General features: G+C 52.1%; 16 protein-coding genes. 10 read left to right on the top strand and 6 right to left on the bottom strand.

Annotated elements, in window-relative coordinates; all coding sequences use genetic code 11:
- The first annotated feature begins 65 nt into the window (after nt 1-65).
- The 7 genes from R0I78_RS06645 (at nt 66) to R0I78_RS06675 (ending at nt 7925) form a co-directional block, all read left to right on the top strand.
- The gene (locus R0I78_RS06645) at nt 66-1445 is read left to right on the top strand and encodes a DEAD/DEAH box helicase (protein WP_317074763.1); all 1380 of its coding nucleotides are present in this window, start codon (nt 66-68) and stop codon (nt 1443-1445) included.
- A gap of 559 nt (nt 1446-2004) precedes the next feature.
- Nucleotides 2005-2787 carry a nuclease-related domain-containing protein gene (locus R0I78_RS06650; RefSeq protein ID WP_317074764.1) on the top strand — a complete coding sequence of 261 codons (783 nt, stop codon included), beginning with the start codon at nt 2005-2007 and terminating at the stop codon, nt 2785-2787.
- A 91-nt stretch (nt 2788-2878) separates the two neighbouring features.
- Nucleotides 2879-3553 (top strand): hypothetical protein, encoded by a 675-nt coding sequence (locus R0I78_RS06655; RefSeq protein WP_317074765.1) that lies wholly within the window; start codon nt 2879-2881, stop codon nt 3551-3553.
- 156 nt (nt 3554-3709) lie between these two features.
- Nucleotides 3710-4942: an ABC-three component system protein gene (locus R0I78_RS06660; protein WP_317074766.1), complete on the top strand. Its 1233-nt coding sequence runs from the start codon at nt 3710-3712 to the stop codon at nt 4940-4942.
- On the top strand, nt 4935-5444 hold the full coding sequence (locus R0I78_RS06665; protein WP_317074767.1) for an ABC-three component system middle component 4: 510 nt from the start codon (nt 4935-4937) through the stop codon (nt 5442-5444). Before R0I78_RS06660 ends, R0I78_RS06665 begins: the two co-directional genes overlap by 8 nt.
- Entirely contained in the window at nt 5444-7432 is a 1989-nt protein-coding gene (locus R0I78_RS06670) for a hypothetical protein (RefSeq protein ID WP_317074768.1), read from the top strand. The genes R0I78_RS06665 and R0I78_RS06670 overlap by 1 nt, the downstream gene beginning before the upstream one ends.
- A 142-nt stretch (nt 7433-7574) precedes the next feature.
- On the top strand, nt 7575-7925 hold the full coding sequence (locus R0I78_RS06675) for a DOPA 4,5-dioxygenase family protein (RefSeq protein WP_317074769.1): 351 nt from the start codon (nt 7575-7577) through the stop codon (nt 7923-7925).
- On the opposite strand, the gene R0I78_RS06680 is transcribed toward R0I78_RS06675, so the two are convergent.
- Entirely contained in the window at nt 7918-8271 is a 354-nt protein-coding gene (locus R0I78_RS06680) for a DUF4112 domain-containing protein (RefSeq protein WP_317074770.1), read from the bottom strand. The two genes, R0I78_RS06675 and R0I78_RS06680, sit on opposite strands and share 8 nt — an antisense overlap.
- Complete coding sequence (locus tag R0I78_RS06685) at nt 8258-8416, bottom strand: YqaE/Pmp3 family membrane protein (RefSeq protein WP_019934131.1); 159 nt, start codon at nt 8414-8416, stop codon at nt 8258-8260. Before R0I78_RS06685 ends, R0I78_RS06680 begins: the two co-directional genes overlap by 14 nt.
- 233 nt (nt 8417-8649) lie before the next feature.
- On the opposite strand from R0I78_RS06685, the gene R0I78_RS06690 reads away from it, so the two are divergent.
- Nucleotides 8650-8913, top strand: coding sequence for a DksA/TraR family C4-type zinc finger protein (locus R0I78_RS06690; protein ID WP_317074771.1), 264 nt, complete (start codon nt 8650-8652; stop codon nt 8911-8913).
- Nucleotides 8914-9091: 178 nt separating this feature from the next.
- Here the strand turns inward: R0I78_RS06690 and R0I78_RS06695 are convergent, their stop codons facing one another.
- The gene (locus R0I78_RS06695; protein WP_317074772.1) at nt 9092-11083 is read right to left on the bottom strand and encodes an acetoacetate--CoA ligase; all 1992 of its coding nucleotides are present in this window, start codon (nt 11081-11083) and stop codon (nt 9092-9094) included.
- Between the two features lie 144 nt (nt 11084-11227).
- Here R0I78_RS06695 and R0I78_RS06700 point away from each other — a divergent pair, with 144 nt between their 5' ends.
- Nucleotides 11228-12583, top strand: a complete 1356-nt coding sequence (locus R0I78_RS06700; protein ID WP_317074773.1) for a DEAD/DEAH box helicase — start codon at nt 11228-11230, stop codon at nt 12581-12583.
- A gap of 113 nt (nt 12584-12696) precedes the next feature.
- Nucleotides 12697-13554, top strand: a complete 858-nt coding sequence (locus R0I78_RS06705) for a LysR substrate-binding domain-containing protein (protein WP_019934134.1) — start codon at nt 12697-12699, stop codon at nt 13552-13554.
- A gap of 29 nt (nt 13555-13583) precedes the next feature.
- Here the strand turns inward: R0I78_RS06705 and R0I78_RS06710 are convergent, their stop codons facing one another.
- From R0I78_RS06710 to R0I78_RS06720, 3 genes are all read right to left on the bottom strand, one after another.
- The gene (locus tag R0I78_RS06710) at nt 13584-15047 is read right to left on the bottom strand and encodes a sodium:solute symporter (protein WP_019934135.1); all 1464 of its coding nucleotides are present in this window, start codon (nt 15045-15047) and stop codon (nt 13584-13586) included.
- A gap of 197 nt (nt 15048-15244) precedes the next feature.
- Nucleotides 15245-16456, bottom strand: coding sequence for a M24 family metallopeptidase (locus tag R0I78_RS06715; protein WP_019934137.1), 1212 nt, complete (start codon nt 16454-16456; stop codon nt 15245-15247).
- Between the two features lie 200 nt (nt 16457-16656).
- Nucleotides 16657-17025, bottom strand: coding sequence for a diacylglycerol kinase (locus R0I78_RS06720; protein ID WP_317074774.1), 369 nt, complete (start codon nt 17023-17025; stop codon nt 16657-16659).
- Between the last annotated feature and the right edge of the window lie 7 nt (nt 17026-17032).

Here is a 17032-nt window from a genome sequence, read left to right on the forward strand (position 1 = left end):
AGGGCAAAATAACGTATATTCCAGCCTCGATTTTTTGACTGTAGCGACACTACAGAGGAACTCTTATGCAATTTTCATCTCTGGATCTGGCCCCCGAGCTGCAACAGGCACTCGCAGACTGTGGCTACAGCGAAATGACTCCGGTTCAAACCCAGGCCGTGGTGCCCGCCCGCCGCGGCAAGGATCTGCAGGTAACGGCGCAAACCGGCACCGGCAAAACCGCCGCTTTTGCCCTGCCCGTGCTGCAGCGCATGACAGACAACCCCAGGGCTACAGTGGAGCGCCGCCCCCGCGCGCTGATCCTTACTCCCACCCGGGAGCTGGCCGAGCAGCTGGCAGACAACATTACCGCCTATGCCAAATATCTGCCTCTGAGCGTGACTGCGCTGTATGGCGGCGTAAAAATGGGCGGCCAGGCCAACAAGCTGCGCGCCGGTACCGATGTGGTGATCTCCACCCCTGGCCGGCTCATGGAGCACATTACCCTGGGCAACGTGGCCCTGACCGACGTGGAGTTTGTGGTGCTGGACGAAGCCGACCGCATGCTCGACATGGGCTTTATTACCGATGTGCTCAAGCTGATGCAGCTGACCGCACCCAAGCGCCAAACTTTGCTGTTTTCCGCCACCACCTCGCCGGCGGTAAACGAGCTGGCCCACAAGGTGCTGCACAACCACCAGCAAATTCGCGTAACCCGGGTAAACAGCACCGCCGATACCGTGCGCCATGCGGTATATCCGGTGGAAGAAAACCGCAAAATTGAGCTGTTTGAACAGCTGCTGGACGAGCAGAACTGGTTTCAGGTGCTGGTGTTTACCAGTACCCGGGAGCAGGCCGACCGCCTGCAGGCCGGCCTGAAAAAACGCAAGGTGGAAGCCGCCGTATGCCATGGCGACAAAAGCCAGGGCAGCCGCCGCCGCGCCATTGCCGACTTTAAATCCGGCAAGCTGCAGGTGCTGATTGCCACTGAAGTGGCCGCCCGCGGCCTGGACATTCAGGGCCTGGAGCAGGTGGTGAACTTTAACCTGCCCTACCTGCCGGAAGACTATGTGCACCGCATTGGCCGCACCGGCCGTGCCGGCGCACCGGGCAAAGCCATTTCCTTTGTAAGCCGGGAAGAAGAACAAACCCTGGCCCGCATTGAAAAACTCATTGGCGCGCCCATCAAGCGCATTAACAAAGCCGGCTATGAAGTCTCCAACCGGGACGTGCTGCTGAAAAAGATCTCCCGCAAAGTACTCTCCGGCCGCGCCAACAAAAGCACCGCCACTACCATAGAGCTGGAAGGCAGTAACGACGGCCACAACACGCCCAAAAGCAACCGCACCGACAGCAGCAAAAAACGCAACCCCAGCCAGGTGCTGCTGAAAAAAACCGGCCAGCAAAAAGCCGGCCCCAAGAAAAAGAAACTGCGCGGCAAACGCGCCGAGCGGTTCTCCCGCTAAGCAATATCAGAGCCGGCCACATTGGCCGGCTTTTTACTACCCTGCCAGTCACTCCTGTAAAGGCAAAAACCCAGGCAAACACTCAGAAAAGCCATCATTTCACGCCCACCTTTCGCAAAACAGCATTCCCGCATTGCTTTTTCAGACTCATACGACAAAATACCAAGCTTCAACAAGGGTTTCAGGCATGCGCTTACGCCTCAGCAACAGTGATGGGCGGTAGCGTTGGCCGGCTCTGGTAAAAAGCCTGATTTTTGTACAGTGCATTTTTCACATCCAGCCAGTCATGCTCATATTGCTGCGCCAGCATGCTCAAAAATAACGGCTGCTCGATAAAAATACATGTTAGATCAAAAGGTTATTCGTTTCACATTCGGAGATAGTGAGCAACGCCTGAGCGTAAATGAGCATGCTCATTTTTCACACTCCTATAAAGTTTAAAATTCGTTATTTAAGTAATAAAATCAGTTACTTGAAGTGCATGCTCACTAAATCATCAAAGAACAAATATGAGCATGCTCGTTATTAAAATGTTATGTGAATAAAGCGAGATCGTAGAATGGATTTTTCACCAATCGTCAATCAAATAGTCAGTGCGCTTTGGTATCTTATACCAATTGCGATTCTCGCTGGAGTTCTTAAATCACCTTGGTTCAAAGGCGTTGTTGGCGAGTTTATCGTCAATTTATCAGCAAAGTTTTTACTGGATAAAGAAAAATACCAACTGATCAAGAACGTAACCCTGCCAACAGAAGATGGAAGCACACAGATAGATCACATCATCGTTTCTGAATTTGGCGTTTTCGTTGTTGAAACAAAAAATATGAAAGGCTGGATATTTGGGGGCCCCAACCAGAAAACATGGACTCAGAAGATTTATAAACATTCAAACAAATTTCAGAATCCATTGCGTCAGAACTATAAGCATGTAAAAACCCTTGAGTCATTGTTGGGCCTAAATGAGCAGCAAGTACATTCGGTGATTGTTTTTGTAGGTGACAGCACATTTAAAACAGAAATGCCTGAAAATGTGACCTATGGCGGAGGCTATGCGAGGTATATCAAATCAAAGAAAACGCCAGTTCTAAGCGAATCACAAGTAATAGAAATCGTGAAACAAATAGAACAGGGAAGGCTTACTCCATCATTTAGAACAAATCGCGAGCATGTTAGACACGTAAAGAATATCGTGTCCGAAAAAGAAAATAGAAATGTCCCGAGTTGCCCAAAATGCGGTAGTGAAATGGTTCTGCGAGAAACCAAGAAAGGTCAAAATATCGGTAAGAAATTCTGGGGTTGTACAATGTTTCCTCAATGCAGAGGAATCATGAATATCACATAACAATCACATACACTCGGACAACCAAAAGCGCCGCTCGTTCCTCGCTCTGCTTTTGGTTGCAGGTGATGTGAAGCGTTAAATAAGGGATCGTATGTCGGGCTCGAAAATAGTGCCAGAGAAAATAAAAAAGCCAATTCATCTGCTAGGCGCCTGGCTGGCGGGCCTTTTCACTGTCAACGGCGGGTTTCTCATTGCAGCGACGAACATGGAGCGCGGATCTTTTGAGTCAATCGCTCTTGTTGTAGCGGCAATTGTGAATGTTCCGGTGTTTCTTTTTTCAGTTTTCCTACTCCAGACAAAGTTCAGACCAGAACTTCAGGAAGACCACTACTATTCAACCTACCTGAGTCAGAAGACTAACGAAAAGGTCAAAGTCCTCAAGAGTGAAGCGCAACTCGCTGAGGTTTTTCAAAAGCTCAACGAACTAGAGAATAAAGTGTTGCCGGCTGACACAGAGAGCAAAGGAGATTTGCTTCCAGAGTTAGCATTCGGCGTTAACAAGAATTTTGGGGACTATGGAAGAATTACGAGTGAACTCGCCAGTCTCGGAGTGATTGCATGCACAAGTTTCGGGTCAGACAATGTCCCCGAGCGCAGAAGCGTTGCAATTGATCGGAGAGTCTCCCGCCAGGCTGTACGAGAAGTCTTATCGATTGCTGGGAAGCTGGGCTTCACCCATTGGGGCTACTTCGATAACGAAATGGAAGAGACTAAAGAGGACGTTCTCTTGGGCGCCTATGGCGATCATGAGTTCGAGATTATTTAACAAGGCCAGGCACGCGACGCCTACTACATTGCGGCTTCGCCTCCATTTCGCAGCCGCGCATGCTGGCTGACGTTACATTTCACTGTAGGTTTTGGCAGAGTTTCCAAAGGGAGTAAGGCGAAAAGATGTTAGTGGTTCATATAAAGGGAAAGCCAAATGATTGAATTCATTTCTCAGCAAAATAAAAAGAACCTAATCCTATTTGTTCATGGATTTTGCGGAGGAGAGGCGACCTGGCGGAATGGGGAGGCACGCTCCTTCCCTGAATTATTTTCCGATGATTTAGAAATATCAGAAAATTATGACATAGCCCACTTTTCATACTTCACCAAGTTACTTAACCTTTTCGCCAAGGCGGGTAAGGTTTCTACGCTTGTTAAGCGTATGTTCGGAACTTCACACGGAAAACTGGCCAACAATATAAGCATTGAGGAAATCGGAAACTTACTTAGAACTGAAATCCGATTCAAACTGCAAACATACGACAATATTATCGTTGTTGCTCATAGTATGGGCGGATTGGTAACCAAAAGTGCTATTACAAAAGATATTGAAGAGAAGGCACCATCAAAGATTAAGCTCTTTATCTCTTTGGCTGTACCTCATCAAGGAGCAGAAGCGGCAACTTTCGGAAAGTTGATAAGTGACAACCTTCAGATAGAAGGACTTTCACCACTCAATGATTTTATTCACAAGATAAATGATGAATGGCTAAAAACCAGCTTAAGACCAGCCACAAAGTATTTTTACGGTGTGCATGATTCGGTTGTCAAAAAAACAAGCGCCGTCCCGATAGATAAGGAAAAATCTGATGCAATATCAGTAGATGAAGATCACACCAGCATTACGAAACCCGAGAACCCCGACAGCACAATAGTCATGGCTGTCAAAAAAATAATCTTAGATTTTGAAAAGAATGATCCCGGCATATCAACGCTCGAACTCAAACAGCTTGAAGATGAAACGGAATTTGATGATGAGCTGTTTGTCTTAAAATTAATCACTGCCGATATACACAACACGACAATAAGAGAGGCCAAAGAAGCATTTTTAAATGCAGAGTATATAAGAAAAATATTCAGTAGCTCTTCGGATCAAAAGCGGCTAGCTGAATTATATGCAAAAATACGCAAGGTTTATCAGAACAGCTACACAAAGTATATTCATGATGGCATCCCAAATTCTGGATTACTGTTAGCGGATGTACATGAAACAATCATCAAAGAAGATAAGAAATTTTTAGAAACGTTTATTCTGTTTATAAACGCCATCCACAAGCAGGGAATGCTCCACCAACTCGCTAATTCAAAAGATGAAAATATTTGGTGGGTAAAAGATGGGACAATAGATTCACTGAGAGGCCTCTTGGCGGAGGGTAAAGGTGAATAAACTTCCATATATCCAGCCAGAACGCGAGCTGCACTATAGCTTAGGCATACTTCTCTTGATACTCGGGAGCCTTGCACAAACTTCCAGGAAAAAGAAAGTACTAACTATTGACAAGATACAATCGTTCTACTTTCTCGTCACTAAGCCAGCCTTCTTGAATAAAGTTCTAATGCTGGCAAACAAGCGTCAAATCGCCATTGATGATGTCGACTACTACACGGTGGACACACTTTCTATAAATGTCGACGAGCTCTTTGATCGAGATCGACTTTTGACCATGATAAAAATACTTTCATCTAAAAAATACTTGTCGCCTGAATATTCCAACTCAGAAGGCTTCTTGTTTGACCTGACAGATGCTGGAAAATCTATCGCAAACAAGTTGGAGAGCGGCTACTTCCGAAAAATCAAACTGTTTATCGAACAACTTTCATCACTTCAATCGCAGAGCCCTAGCAAACTTAATGGGTATATAAACACGGTATTAAAACAGGGAATATAATGGATCTCTCTCAAGGTTTACTTATAAAAAATTTAATACTGCACGGGCATCGAAAAGATTATCGAGTTAAATTTCATCCCGGAATAAACATAATTTATGGCGATGCCGATACAGGAAAGTCAAGCATACTCAGACTTGTTTACTATCTTCTTGGCGGGAAGCAAATCAAAATAGACGAAGAAATTTCTTCATCAGTGAAGTATGCAGTCCTTGAAATAGCCGTAAATGGAACACCCTACTGCATCAGCAGAGATATTTTCAATCCAGCCAGAGATATTGACGTATATTCTTGTAAGTACTCTGAAATATCAAACTCCTTTCCTGAAAAGTACAAATCCAGCATTACCAAAGGAGACGATCAAAATAAGAGTCTTTCCGAATTTATTCTTGAGGCGCTAGAACTTCCCGCTGTTCGACTAAAGCAGGCCCCAACAAAAGATTCATCCGAAACAGCCAGGCTTAGTTTCCTAGACTTGTTCAAATTTATTTACTTGGATCAAGACGATGTTGGCAGCACTCACATGCTAAACATTGGAAACCATGTGCTTGAAACAAAAAACAGGGAAGTCTTTAAGTACATATTTAATGTTCTCGACACTGGAATATCGGAGATAGAGGTAGATATTTCAAGTAAAACACAAGAGAAGACACAGCTTTCAAACCAGTACTCCGCTATAAGCCATTTTTTGGCTCAGACTGAATTTAAAAGCGCTGAAGATTTAGACGAAGAAATAAGCAACATAGACAACATAAAAATTGAAGTGAACTCTCGGCTTTCAGATTTAAACAAGCGAATGACGAGCGACAATGAACTATATGAAGGCCTCAAAGATGCCCTAAACACAATTAATTTGAACATAGCGCAGCAAGAAGAAACAAAGAGCAAATCTTTGCGAAGCATTGAAAGATTTAGCCGACTCCTCAACGATTACCAAAATGATATTGATAAAATTGAATCCAGCCTGTCAGCCAAAGAGTTTATAGGTAGAGATATTCAGGAGAAAACAAGCTGCCCTATCTGCGAAACCATTATCGAAATTGGTGATATATCCGATAAATTTGACATCCCAAGTGACACACGCTTAAAAAGCGAGCTGACATCGATCAAAAGGAGGTCAAAAGATCTCAAACAGTTGATATCTGATAACAGATTAGATTTAAATTCCGCCAACTCCATCCTGGCAGAACTCTATCTGGAGAAAACTAAAGCCAGAGAAATAATGGACGAAGAGCTTTCAAATTCTATTTCACCGTATCTAGCCGAGCGAGACGCAATTGTCAAAGAATTAGCGCAACTTGACGAACGTCGAGAAAAGGCAGTTCACTCCCTGCGAGTAAGGAACAAGCAGGCCGCACTTGCTGACCAAATAGGCCGCCTAGAAGGAACAATCGAGAAGCTAAAGATTAAACTCGATGAACTCAAAAAGGACGCCCCGTCACTTGATAATGTTTTGAAGGATCTAGGAGCTGATATCAACAAATTTATTCAGCAGGTAAAGATTAAAAACCATCACGGCGTAGGAATAGACGAAAAAACATTTTTCCCAAAAGTCAGAAATATTGAATACAGAAAAATCAACTCAGGCGGACTTAGAACAATTGTTTCTATCGGATACTTGGCATCGATCTTACTGCAGAAGCTGCGTAAAGATACTAATATTCCGGGATTATTAATGATCGATACCGTAGGAAAATTTCTGGGGAAAACCCCTGAAGATTCCGATGACAGTCAAATCGACAGCGAAATTGATGTTGATGGTGTGGCAGATCCAGAGAAATACAGAAATCTATTCAATGCATTAGTAGCAGTTGCTGAAGAGTTCGATGATAAAGGTAAGCTCTGTCAGATTATATTGGTAGATAATGACATGCCTCGGGATGTTGCGTACGAAAACAAAGGTTTTGAAATAGCCCACTATAGATCTAACGGTATCAATGGGCTTCCAATTGGTCTAATCGATGACTGGGATTCGGCCCCTAAGAAATGATAAATGTAACAAGTCAAAGCACTCGGACATGGTAAAGCGGTCACCTTTTTTGTTCCAAAAAAGTCGCCAACTTTACCATGCCGGTGTTTGAGGCGTTACTCCTTCCTCAATAAGAGGATAAGCCTGCCAGAGTGAAACTCATATGATCAACCCCAAACGCCCAATAAATAATCACGACGCCTACCACGCCCATATCTATTTCGATGCAAGCACACTGGCGTTTGCCACTGCCCTGTGCCAGCGTATTGCCAAGGAGTTTTCACTGGAAGTGGGCCGCATTCATCAAAAGCCGGTGGGGCCGCACACTCTGTGGAGCTGTCAAGTGAAGTTCACTCATGCCGACTTTGATCGGTTTATTCCTTGGCTGGATCAGCACCGGGGCGAGCTGAGCGTGCTGGTGCATGCGGATACCGGCGATGATCTGGCGGATCATACGACTCATGCTTACTGGCTGGGTGATGCGGTTGAGCTCAATTTAAGTATATTCAGATAGACTCAAAGTGCTTTCTTATCAGCCGCACATTACGCTTGTTGGCTTTAAAGGCAAAGTCGAACAGATCCCCCAGCAGGGGAATGCTGCCGATCAGCACTTCCAGCAGTATGTTAAAGCCCATGCGCGCCAGCAGGGTGAATGGCAGTTTCATGCGGGCAGCCTTCAGCAATATGTAGCCCGAGAAAGCCGCTCCGGCCTGGTCCCCTACCCCGGGCACCAGGCCGATAATGCCGTCCAGGCCAATTCGAAAACCGCCGGGCAGGCGTATGGTGCTGTCCAGCAGCCAGGCCAGCGGTCTAGTTTTGCGCGGGTTTGCTGGGTGTTCCCGCCCATTATTTTTTGGCAATCACCCACACCGCATGCACTATGCCGGGAATGTAGCCGAGCAGGGTCAGCAGTATGTTAATCCAGAAGTGCTTGCCCAACCCTACCTGCAGAAACACGCCCAGTGGCGGCAGTAAAATGGCAATAAGAATTCGAATCAGATCCATGTGGCCTCCTTTGATTAGCTTTTCAAGTTAAGCCTTAGGGCAGCCATTAAGCAACTGCACACCAGCTGTTTGCCATGTAAAACGGTTTCATACGGACACCTTATGTCGCAGCCGGAGTGGCCTGCTCTGCATGCCATATTGAGCCAAGCGTTTTGCCGCCCGGCGCACGGCGCGATTTCGTGTTCGGTGCCATTATGGTTATGGTGAGCATAACTACATCACAGGAGGTCATCATGGCAGGTGGATGGTCACGGGATGGAGCCGTGCAGGATCAGATAGACGCCTGTGTGGAAGACGCGGTGCAGGATGCGCGCAGCCGGCTGAATGCCGGCGACAGCCTGAGCCATTGTGAAGAGTGCGATGCGCCCATTCCCGAGGCCAGGCGCAAGGCGGTGCCCGGTGTGCGGCTGTGCATTGAGTGCCAGAGCAAGCAGGAAAAGCATCGTAGCAGCAGCGGCATTAACCGCCGCGCCAGTAAAGACAGCCAGCTGAGGTAGCAGCGTGAAGCATCAGTGCGGTTGCACTCCGCCGACATGCTTCGAGCCCATCCATGGGGCGCTCGGCAAATGCCATCCATGGCATTTGACGGTCGGCTCCGGCAATTCCCACTGCTGCTTCATGCAACATCGGCGTTGTCTGCTCGCTGCCAGTCAGCACCGAGCTTGCCGGACAAGCTCAGGCCAGCAGGCCGGCCTGTTGCAGGCATTGGCGAATGGCATCCAGGGCACCCGGATTGGCCAGGGCGTCGCGGTTGTCGCTGCTGCTGCCGCCATTGAGCATGCGAGCCACTGCCAGCTCTACCTTTTTGCCGCTGCGGGTGTAGGGAATGTCCGGCACCTGCACTATGTGGCGGGGCATGTGCCGGGGGCTGGCACCGGTGCGAATGCGCTGGCACAGCAGCTTGCATTCTTCTTCCGAGAGCCTGTGATCCGCCACCACCAGCAGCACCACTTCCACGTCACCGTTTATCTGCCGGCCCGCCACCAGGCTGTCTTTAATGTTGGGGGCCAGCTCTACCTGACGGTAAATTTCGGCGGTGCCGATGCGCACGCCGCCCGGATTAAGGGTGGCGTCGGAGCGGCCGTAAATCACAGCCCCGCCCTGTTCGGTAAAGGCCACAAAGTCACCGTGGGCCCATACTCCGGGAAAGGTGTCAAAATAGGCGGCGCGGTAGCGCTCGTTGTTGTTATCCTGCCAGAAGCCTACCGGCATGCAGGGCAGCGGCTGGCGGCATACCAGCTCGCCCCGGCCGTCGGTCACCTCGCCCTGCTCGTTCATGGCCACCACGTCCACGCCCAGAAAGCGGCACTGAATTTCTCCCCGGCGCAACGGCAACAGAGGGCAGCAACCCACAAAGCAGCCGCAAATATCGGTGCCGCCGGCAATGGAGCCCAGCAGCACCTGTCCGGGCAGTGTACTGTACACCCAGTCGTAGTCTTCCGGCAGCAGCGGCGAGCCGGTGGAAAACAACACTCGCATCGCTGTTAAATCAAAACGCTCACCGGGTTGCAGCTGCGCCTTGCGGCATTCCGCCAGAAAGCGCGCACTGGTGCCGAAGTGAGTGACCCGCTCCTGCTCTGCCAGCGCCCACAGCCGGTTCATGTCCGGGTGGGCGGCGGCTCCGTCCACGGTAACAAGCGTGACCCCGGCCAGCAGCGCCGAGGCCTGCCAGTTCCACATCATCCAGCCGCAGGTGGTGTAATACATCAGCCGGTCGCCGGCACTCATGTCGCCGTGCAGTACCAGCTCCTTGGCGTGGTTTACCAGCATGCCCGCCGCGCCGTGCACTATGCATTTGGGTTTGCCGGTGGTGCCCGAGGAATAAAGAATATAAACAGGATGATCCGCCGGCAGCGACGTGAAAGAAGGCTCACTGCCCTGCCCTTCGGCCAGCGCCACAGACCAGTTGGTCAGGTTGGGCACATTCAGGCTGCCGGTGTTCGGCAGGCTGTTAATGCCAAGCACCGCCTTTACACTGGGCAGCCCCTGCACCACACGGGCAAATTCGTCCCGCCGGTCATACTGCTTGCCGTTGTAGTGATAGCCGTTTACCAGCAGCAGCACCGCCGGCTCTATCTGACCAAAGCGGTCGATAATGGCGTCGGCACCAAAGTCCGGCGAGGCCGAGCTCCATATTGCTCCCATACTGGTAGCTGCCAGCATGGTCACCAGTGCCTCGTAACCGTGAGTGACCACGCCGGCCACTCTGTCGCCGGGCTTTACGCCCCGGGCCCGCAGCCAGGCTTCCAGTGCGCCCGTGTCACGGCGCAAATCGGCAAAGTCATAACGCTGCGGCGGGCCGTGTTCGCGGTGGCATACCACGGCCTCTTCATTAGCCAGCGCCCCCGTACCATGGCGCAGCAGATTGCCGGCAAAGTTCATGCGCATGCCCGCAAACCATTCGGCCCCAGGCATGCTGCGCCGGCCCAGCACCCGCTCGGCCGGCTGATCATAACGCAGGCCGCAAAAGTCCCACACCGACTGCCAGAAGGCCTCGGGCTCGCGCACCGACCAGGCATGCAGAGCCTGATAGTCAGTAAATTTGCCCAGCCCCCGGCCGCTCAGCCAGCGCATGTATTTGGCCATCTGGCTGTGCTGCAGCAGCGGTGCCGGCGGTGTCCATAATATCTGGTTCTGCTCCATTAACGACTCCTGCTCAGTCAGCATACTCCTTTCAGTGTATGCGCTGGCTGTGTGGGCGCATCAACAATACAAGCGCTCCGCTTTCTTATACAATATGCGGCAATCATGCCGGCCGCCTGCCGGACACTTCTTTTTCCGAACTTTTCCCGAACTTTGCGGAGCAGCTACTTGGCGCAACATAACGACACTTTTCGTGATTTTGGACTGGATATTCGACTGATCCGGGCACTGGACCATCAGGGGCTGGAACACCCCACCGACATTCAGCAAGAGGCCATGCCGGTGGTAATGGCCGGATTTGATCTGCTGGCCTCTTCCAAAACCGGCTCGGGCAAAACCCTGGCCTATTTGCTGCCGGCACTGCAGCGGCTGATGAAAAGCCGGGCTCTGAGCAAGCGCGATCCGCGCGCACTTATTCTGGCACCCACCCGGGAGCTGGCCCGTCAGGTATATGTGCAGCTGCGCTCCCTGTGCGGCAGCCATTTCAATATTGCCCTGCTGCTGGGCGGTGAAAACTTCAATGATCAGCTCAAGGCACTGCGCCGCCAGCCCGATGTGATTGTGGCCACCCCGGGGCGGCTGGCCAATCATCTGAACGCCCGCTCGCTGATGCTGAACGGCCTGGAGCTGCTGATCCTGGACGAAGCCGACCGCATGCTGGATCTGGGCTTTGCGCCTGAACTGGAGCGTATTCATCAGGCCGCGGATCACCGCCGCCGCCAGACCCTGATGTTTTCCGCCACCCTGGACCATGCCGAGACCAACGCCATGGCTGCCAAGCTGCTGAACGCGCCCAAACGGGTGGCCATTGGTGAGGCTCATGCCGAACACAAAGACATAGAGCAGCGTTTTATGCTGGGCGATCATCTGGATCACAAGCAGGCACTGCTGGATCACCTGCTGGCCAGCGAGACCTATCAGCAGGCCATTATCTTTACCGCCACCCGGGCCGATACCGAGCGGCTGGCCGAACGCCTGCAACAACAGGAGCTGGCCACGGCGGCGCTGCACGGTGAGATGAGCCAGGCCGAGCGCAACCGCATTATGGATGCCTTTGCCAAGGGCCAGTACAAGCTGCTGATCACCACAGACGTGGCCTCTCGCGGACTGGACTTGCTGCAGGTATCGCTGGTGATTAACTTCGATATGCCCAAGCAGCCGGAAGAATATGTGCACCGCATCGGCCGCACCGGCCGGGCCGGCGCCAGCGGCGCTGCCATCTCGCTGGTGGGCCCCCGCGACTGGGACGCCTTTAAACGGGTAGAAGCCTTTTTGCAGCGGAATATCAGCTTCAGCCACATTGAAGGCCTGCAAGGCAAGTTCAAGGGGCTGCGGCCGGTACGCAAGGCACAGAGCAAGCCCGGCAATAAAACGCCGGCTCCCTATAAAGGTAAAAAAGGTAAAGGACCGGCCAAGCCGGCTACCCCCAAGCGCCCGGCCGGCTTTATTGGTGGCGAAGGCCTGGGATCTGCTGATGGCACAGCACCGCTCAAGCGCAAGAAAGCAAAACCTGAACAGGAATAACTCAGGCTAACAGCTAAACGGGCCGGTACGTTAACAAGTGCCGGCCCTTTTTTATTTATTAAATAAATGTTAAAAACAGCGTTATTAGTTTTCTTAATCGCGTAACTTCAAGCATGAAGAACCTGCCAACGGATTTGCTGCGCACCTTTGTTACCATTAATCAGCTGGGCGGCTTTACTCCCGCCGGTGAACGGCTGGGCCGCTCTCAGCCGGCAGTCAGTCTGCAGATGAAGAGGCTGGAAGAGCTGCTGGGCGTAAAACTGTTCAACCGTGGTCAGGGCCTGCAACTGACCGAAGAAGGCCAACTGCTGCTGACCTGTGCTCAGCGTATGCTGGATTTGAATGATACGCTGATTTCCCGCCTGAGCACGCCCAGAGTCAGTGGTGCCGTGCGCCTTGGCATTCCCAATGATTTTGAGGTGTCGTTTCTGGCTACCACCCTTGGGCGCTTTGCGCAGTCTTATCCGGGGGTAACGCTGGATGTAAGCAGTGATATCAGTGCCAACCTGCTCAGTGATTATAAAAAAGGGGCCTATGACCTGGTCATGGCCATTGAAGAAAGCCGGCCCGAGCAGCATCAGCTGACCGACTACATTACCGAGCCGCTGGTATGGGTGCGCAACAGCAATATCCTGCTCTCGGCTGACCAGCCACTGCCCCTTATTCTTTACCCAAAGGGGTGTTTGTACCGGCGTACCATTATTAATGCACTGAACAAAGCCAACCTGCCCTGGCGGGTGGTATACAGCTCGTCCAGCTTGCTGGGCATTCAGTCGGCCATAAAGGCAGGTCTTGGCATTAGTGTGCTGTCTAAAAGTACCGTGCCCGAGGGGCTGGAAGCCTCATCCCGCTTTGCTCACTGCCCGGATCTGGGCACGGTTTCCATCGGTTTTTGCTATAACAACAGCAGCCTCAGCCCGGCAGGCCAAATGCTGCTGGATTATCTGAAGCAGGGGCTGAACACCTTGTAGGCCGGGAATAACCCCGGCCTGCAAACCACTCAGCAACTGCGGGCCATGGCTCCTGCCGGGGCAGACTGGGTCAGCTTGCTCACTGTGATATAGATGACAGAAGACGCCAGACAACCATAAAGCGGCCCTTCCACCCAGCCCACCTCGGTAAACAGCAAAAAGCTGCCGCTGGTGACCAGGCCGGTGAACATGGCCGCCAGGGCACCATAGCCGTTGCCCTGCCAGAAGGACGAGATAAACACTGGGCCTATCATCACCGCCAGCAGGGTGCCGGAGCCGAGAATGCCCAGCCAGGACAGCATAAAGGGCGGTGCATACAGCATCATTAAAAAGCCCACCAAGCCCAGAATGGCCACCCAGATGCGGTTTATCCACAAAATACGGGCACCGGAGGCCTTGCTCTCGGGAAACAGCGCAGTGCGCAGATCGTGAGACGCCGCACTCGATACGGTGTGCAGCAGCGAGTTGGCGGTGGACTTCATGGCGAACAGAATAAACAGGGTAATAATGCCCGCCAGCGCCGGATGCAGAAACTTGGCCAGATACACCGGCATGGCCTGATCCGCTTCCGCCAGCTCAGGATGCGCCACCCGCACATACATACCCACTATGGGCACCAGACTCAGCAAGCAACCCATGGGTGCCACCCAAATGGCCACATGGTGCATTTTTACCGTCGGCTTGAACGCCAGAAAACGCACCGCCATGTAAGGCAGCACGGCGGTAAACAGGAAGGCATAGGGCAGCACCAGAAATACCGAGCCCTTGCTGTCGCCGTAGGGATCCGAGGTGGTGGGGTTGAGCAGCTCCGGATCAATGGCATTGAGCCTGTCTATCATGTCGGTAAGGCTGATGTCGGTAAAAATCTGCACCATCATCACCAGGGCACCTATGCCCATGCCCGCCACCATCAGGGTGTCGGTCCAGGCCACGGCAGCCAGGCCACCGAGCATGGTGTAAAGGATGATCACCGAGATCATCAGCAATGCGCTTTCGGTCAGGGTAATGCCCAGCCAGGACGCCCCCAGCAGCCCTACCGCCTTGATCTGACTGGTAAGAAACACCAGCAGCAGCACTATGGTGATCACCGCAGCCACACCTTTTACCAGCCGCTCCAGTTTCTGGCCGCCGCCATGCACCTGAGACACATATTCCGGAATGGTGCAGCTGCCCAGCTCATCGGCGCGCCGGCGCAGAAAATGAGCAAAATAGAGCACGGCAATCACCATGGCCGGCGCAAAAAAGAAATTGCCCAGCACTTCCACCGAGCCAAACTCATAGGCCACGCCGGGCGATCCCATAAAGCCCCAGCCACTGAAGCCGGTGGCCACTATGGTGCCCGCCCCCACAAAGGGGCCCAGGCTGCGGCCAGCCACCAGAAAGCCGGTTTCATCGCTGTCTTTAACTACCCGGCTGGACAGCCAGCCGATCAGGATCAAAACACCGAATGAGCCCAGCAACAGGGCCCAGTTTAAAAATGAATAGTTTTCCATCACAAATTCCCTTTGATGTTTTACGGATTAGCGGCAGGGCTTGCGCACATATTCCCGGTAGACATAGGCCAGGGCGGCCCAGGCAAGAATGATGGCGTTAAGAAAGGCAAACCACTCCATGGTCCAGGATTCAATCAACATAATTTCTACCTCCTAAAACAAAGCAGGCCCACCCTTGCGAGCGAGCCTGCTGTTCATCAGCCCTTGATGATGTTGTGTTCGGGGCCGAAGGGGAAACGAGTGATGTTCTCTACTCCGCTTTCACTGATCACCAGAATATCGTGTTCACGATAGCCACCGGCACCGGGCAGGCCTTCCGGCAGCATGATCATCGGCTCCATGGAGACCACATGCCCCGGCTCCAGCACGGTTTCAATGTCTTCACGCAGCTCCAGGCCTGCCTCGCGGCCGTAGTAGTGACTCAGGGTGCCAAAAGAGTGGCCGTAACCAAAGGTGCGGTACTGCAGCACATCGTGCTCGGCAAAGATTTCGTTCAGCTCGGCGGCAATGTCGCAGCAGCGGTTGCCGGCCTTGATCAGCTCTAACCCGCGACGGTGCACCTTGCAGTTGATTTCCCACAGCTCCAGATGACGGTCGGAAACGTGCTCGCTGAACAGGGTCCGCTCCAGCGCCGTGTAGTAGCCACCGATCATGGGGAAGGTGTTCAGGCTGAGAATATCGCCGGCTTCAATTCTGCGGCTGGTCACCGGGTTGTGGGCACCGTCTGTGTTAATGCCTGACTGGAACCACACCCAGGTGTCCATCAGCTCGGCATGGGGGAAGGTGCGGGCAATTTCGCGCACCATGGCCTGAGTGCCGGCCAGCGCCACTTCGTATTCCGGCACGCCCACGCCAATGGCGTCACGAATGGCGGCACCGCCCACATCGGCTACCCGGGCACCCTGCTTGATAAGCGCAATTTCTTCCGCCGACTTGATCATGCGCATCTTCATGGTGGGCAGGCCAATGTCCACGAACTCGGCGTCCGGCATGGCGGCCTTGAGCTTGTCGAGGTTCTGCAGGCTCAGGTGGTCAAATTCCACCCCCACCCGGCGGGCACCGCCAATCAACTGTTGCACACCACGAAAGAAGTTGTCTTTCTGCCAGTCGGTATATACCAGGTTGTCACCCAGGGCGTTGCGCCGGTAAGGCTGACCGCCGTCTATGTTAGCGGTAATGGTGGTGTGAATGTCCTGGGTCACCGCCAGACCATAGTCCCGGCCAAACCGGCAGTACACAAAATCACTGAAATAGTTGATGTTGTGATAAGAGGTGAACAGTACGGCGTCTACATCGTTGCCGGCCATGTACTGGCGCAACTTTTGCTGGCGGGAACGCATTTCCGCCTCGGAAAACATGCCGCGGACTTTTTCACCGTTGGGAATGGTCAGGGTGTTGGGCATCTGCATGATAAGGTTCCTTCCTTCTGGCTTGGTAACAGAGTGGTTAACTGCGCACCGAAACTGGCTGATGAGCGCATGACCCTGATGCTAGAAAGAAAGCGGCCATAACAGAAATGAATAGTTCAAATCCGGCCATTTGCATTGTTAATGCTTTGTTATTAATTTTACCGGTGTGCCACTACCAATACCGCTAAACCCGATCTTCCTCACAAAAAATGATGAGTCAGCACCAAGATCCACACCAATATGGCCAGCAACAATGTGATCAGCACCGCCGCCGAGGCGGTATCCTTGGCCCGGCCGGACAGCTCGTGATGCTCGGGGCCGATGCGGTCGACCACGGCCTCAATGGCAGAATTGAGCAGCTCCACCACCAACACCATGGCAAGGCTTGCTACCAGCCAGAGGGTATGAGCCAGCGGCAGCTCCAGCCAGAAGGCAAAGGGCACCAGCACCAGCGCAATCCACACTTCCTGACGAAAGGCCGCCTCGTTTTTATAAGCACTCACCAGCCCCTGGCGGGAATAGCCCAGGGCCGCGATGATCCGTGTCAATCCGGTTTTGCCCGGTTTCATATCATTT

Source organism: Oceanimonas sp. CAM02 (genome assembly GCF_032842915.1).
GTDB classification, from domain to species: Bacteria; Pseudomonadota; Gammaproteobacteria; order Enterobacterales; family Aeromonadaceae; genus Oceanimonas; species Oceanimonas smirnovii.

Coding starts and splice junctions, on each gene's coding strand:
- R0I78_RS06645 (WP_317074763.1), top strand. CDS start 66: ATGCAATTTTCATCTCTGGATCTGGCCCCCGAGCTGCAACAGGCACTC.
- R0I78_RS06685 (WP_019934131.1), bottom strand. CDS start 8,416: ATGGATCTGATTCGAATTCTTATTGCCATTTTACTGCCGCCACTGGGC.
- R0I78_RS06705 (WP_019934134.1), top strand. CDS start 12,697: ATGAAGAACCTGCCAACGGATTTGCTGCGCACCTTTGTTACCATTAAT.
- R0I78_RS06650 (WP_317074764.1), top strand. CDS start 2,005: ATGGATTTTTCACCAATCGTCAATCAAATAGTCAGTGCGCTTTGGTAT.
- R0I78_RS06675 (WP_317074769.1), top strand. CDS start 7,575: ATGATCAACCCCAAACGCCCAATAAATAATCACGACGCCTACCACGCC.
- R0I78_RS06695 (WP_317074772.1), bottom strand. CDS start 11,083: ATGCTGACTGAGCAGGAGTCGTTAATGGAGCAGAACCAGATATTATGG.
- R0I78_RS06690 (WP_317074771.1), top strand. CDS start 8,650: ATGGCAGGTGGATGGTCACGGGATGGAGCCGTGCAGGATCAGATAGAC.
- R0I78_RS06670 (WP_317074768.1), top strand. CDS start 5,444: ATGGATCTCTCTCAAGGTTTACTTATAAAAAATTTAATACTGCACGGG.
- R0I78_RS06710 (WP_019934135.1), bottom strand. CDS start 15,047: ATGGAAAACTATTCATTTTTAAACTGGGCCCTGTTGCTGGGCTCATTC.
- R0I78_RS06715 (WP_019934137.1), bottom strand. CDS start 16,456: ATGCAGATGCCCAACACCCTGACCATTCCCAACGGTGAAAAAGTCCGC.
- R0I78_RS06655 (WP_317074765.1), top strand. CDS start 2,879: ATGTCGGGCTCGAAAATAGTGCCAGAGAAAATAAAAAAGCCAATTCAT.
- R0I78_RS06660 (WP_317074766.1), top strand. CDS start 3,710: ATGATTGAATTCATTTCTCAGCAAAATAAAAAGAACCTAATCCTATTT.
- R0I78_RS06720 (WP_317074774.1), bottom strand. CDS start 17,025: ATGAAACCGGGCAAAACCGGATTGACACGGATCATCGCGGCCCTGGGC.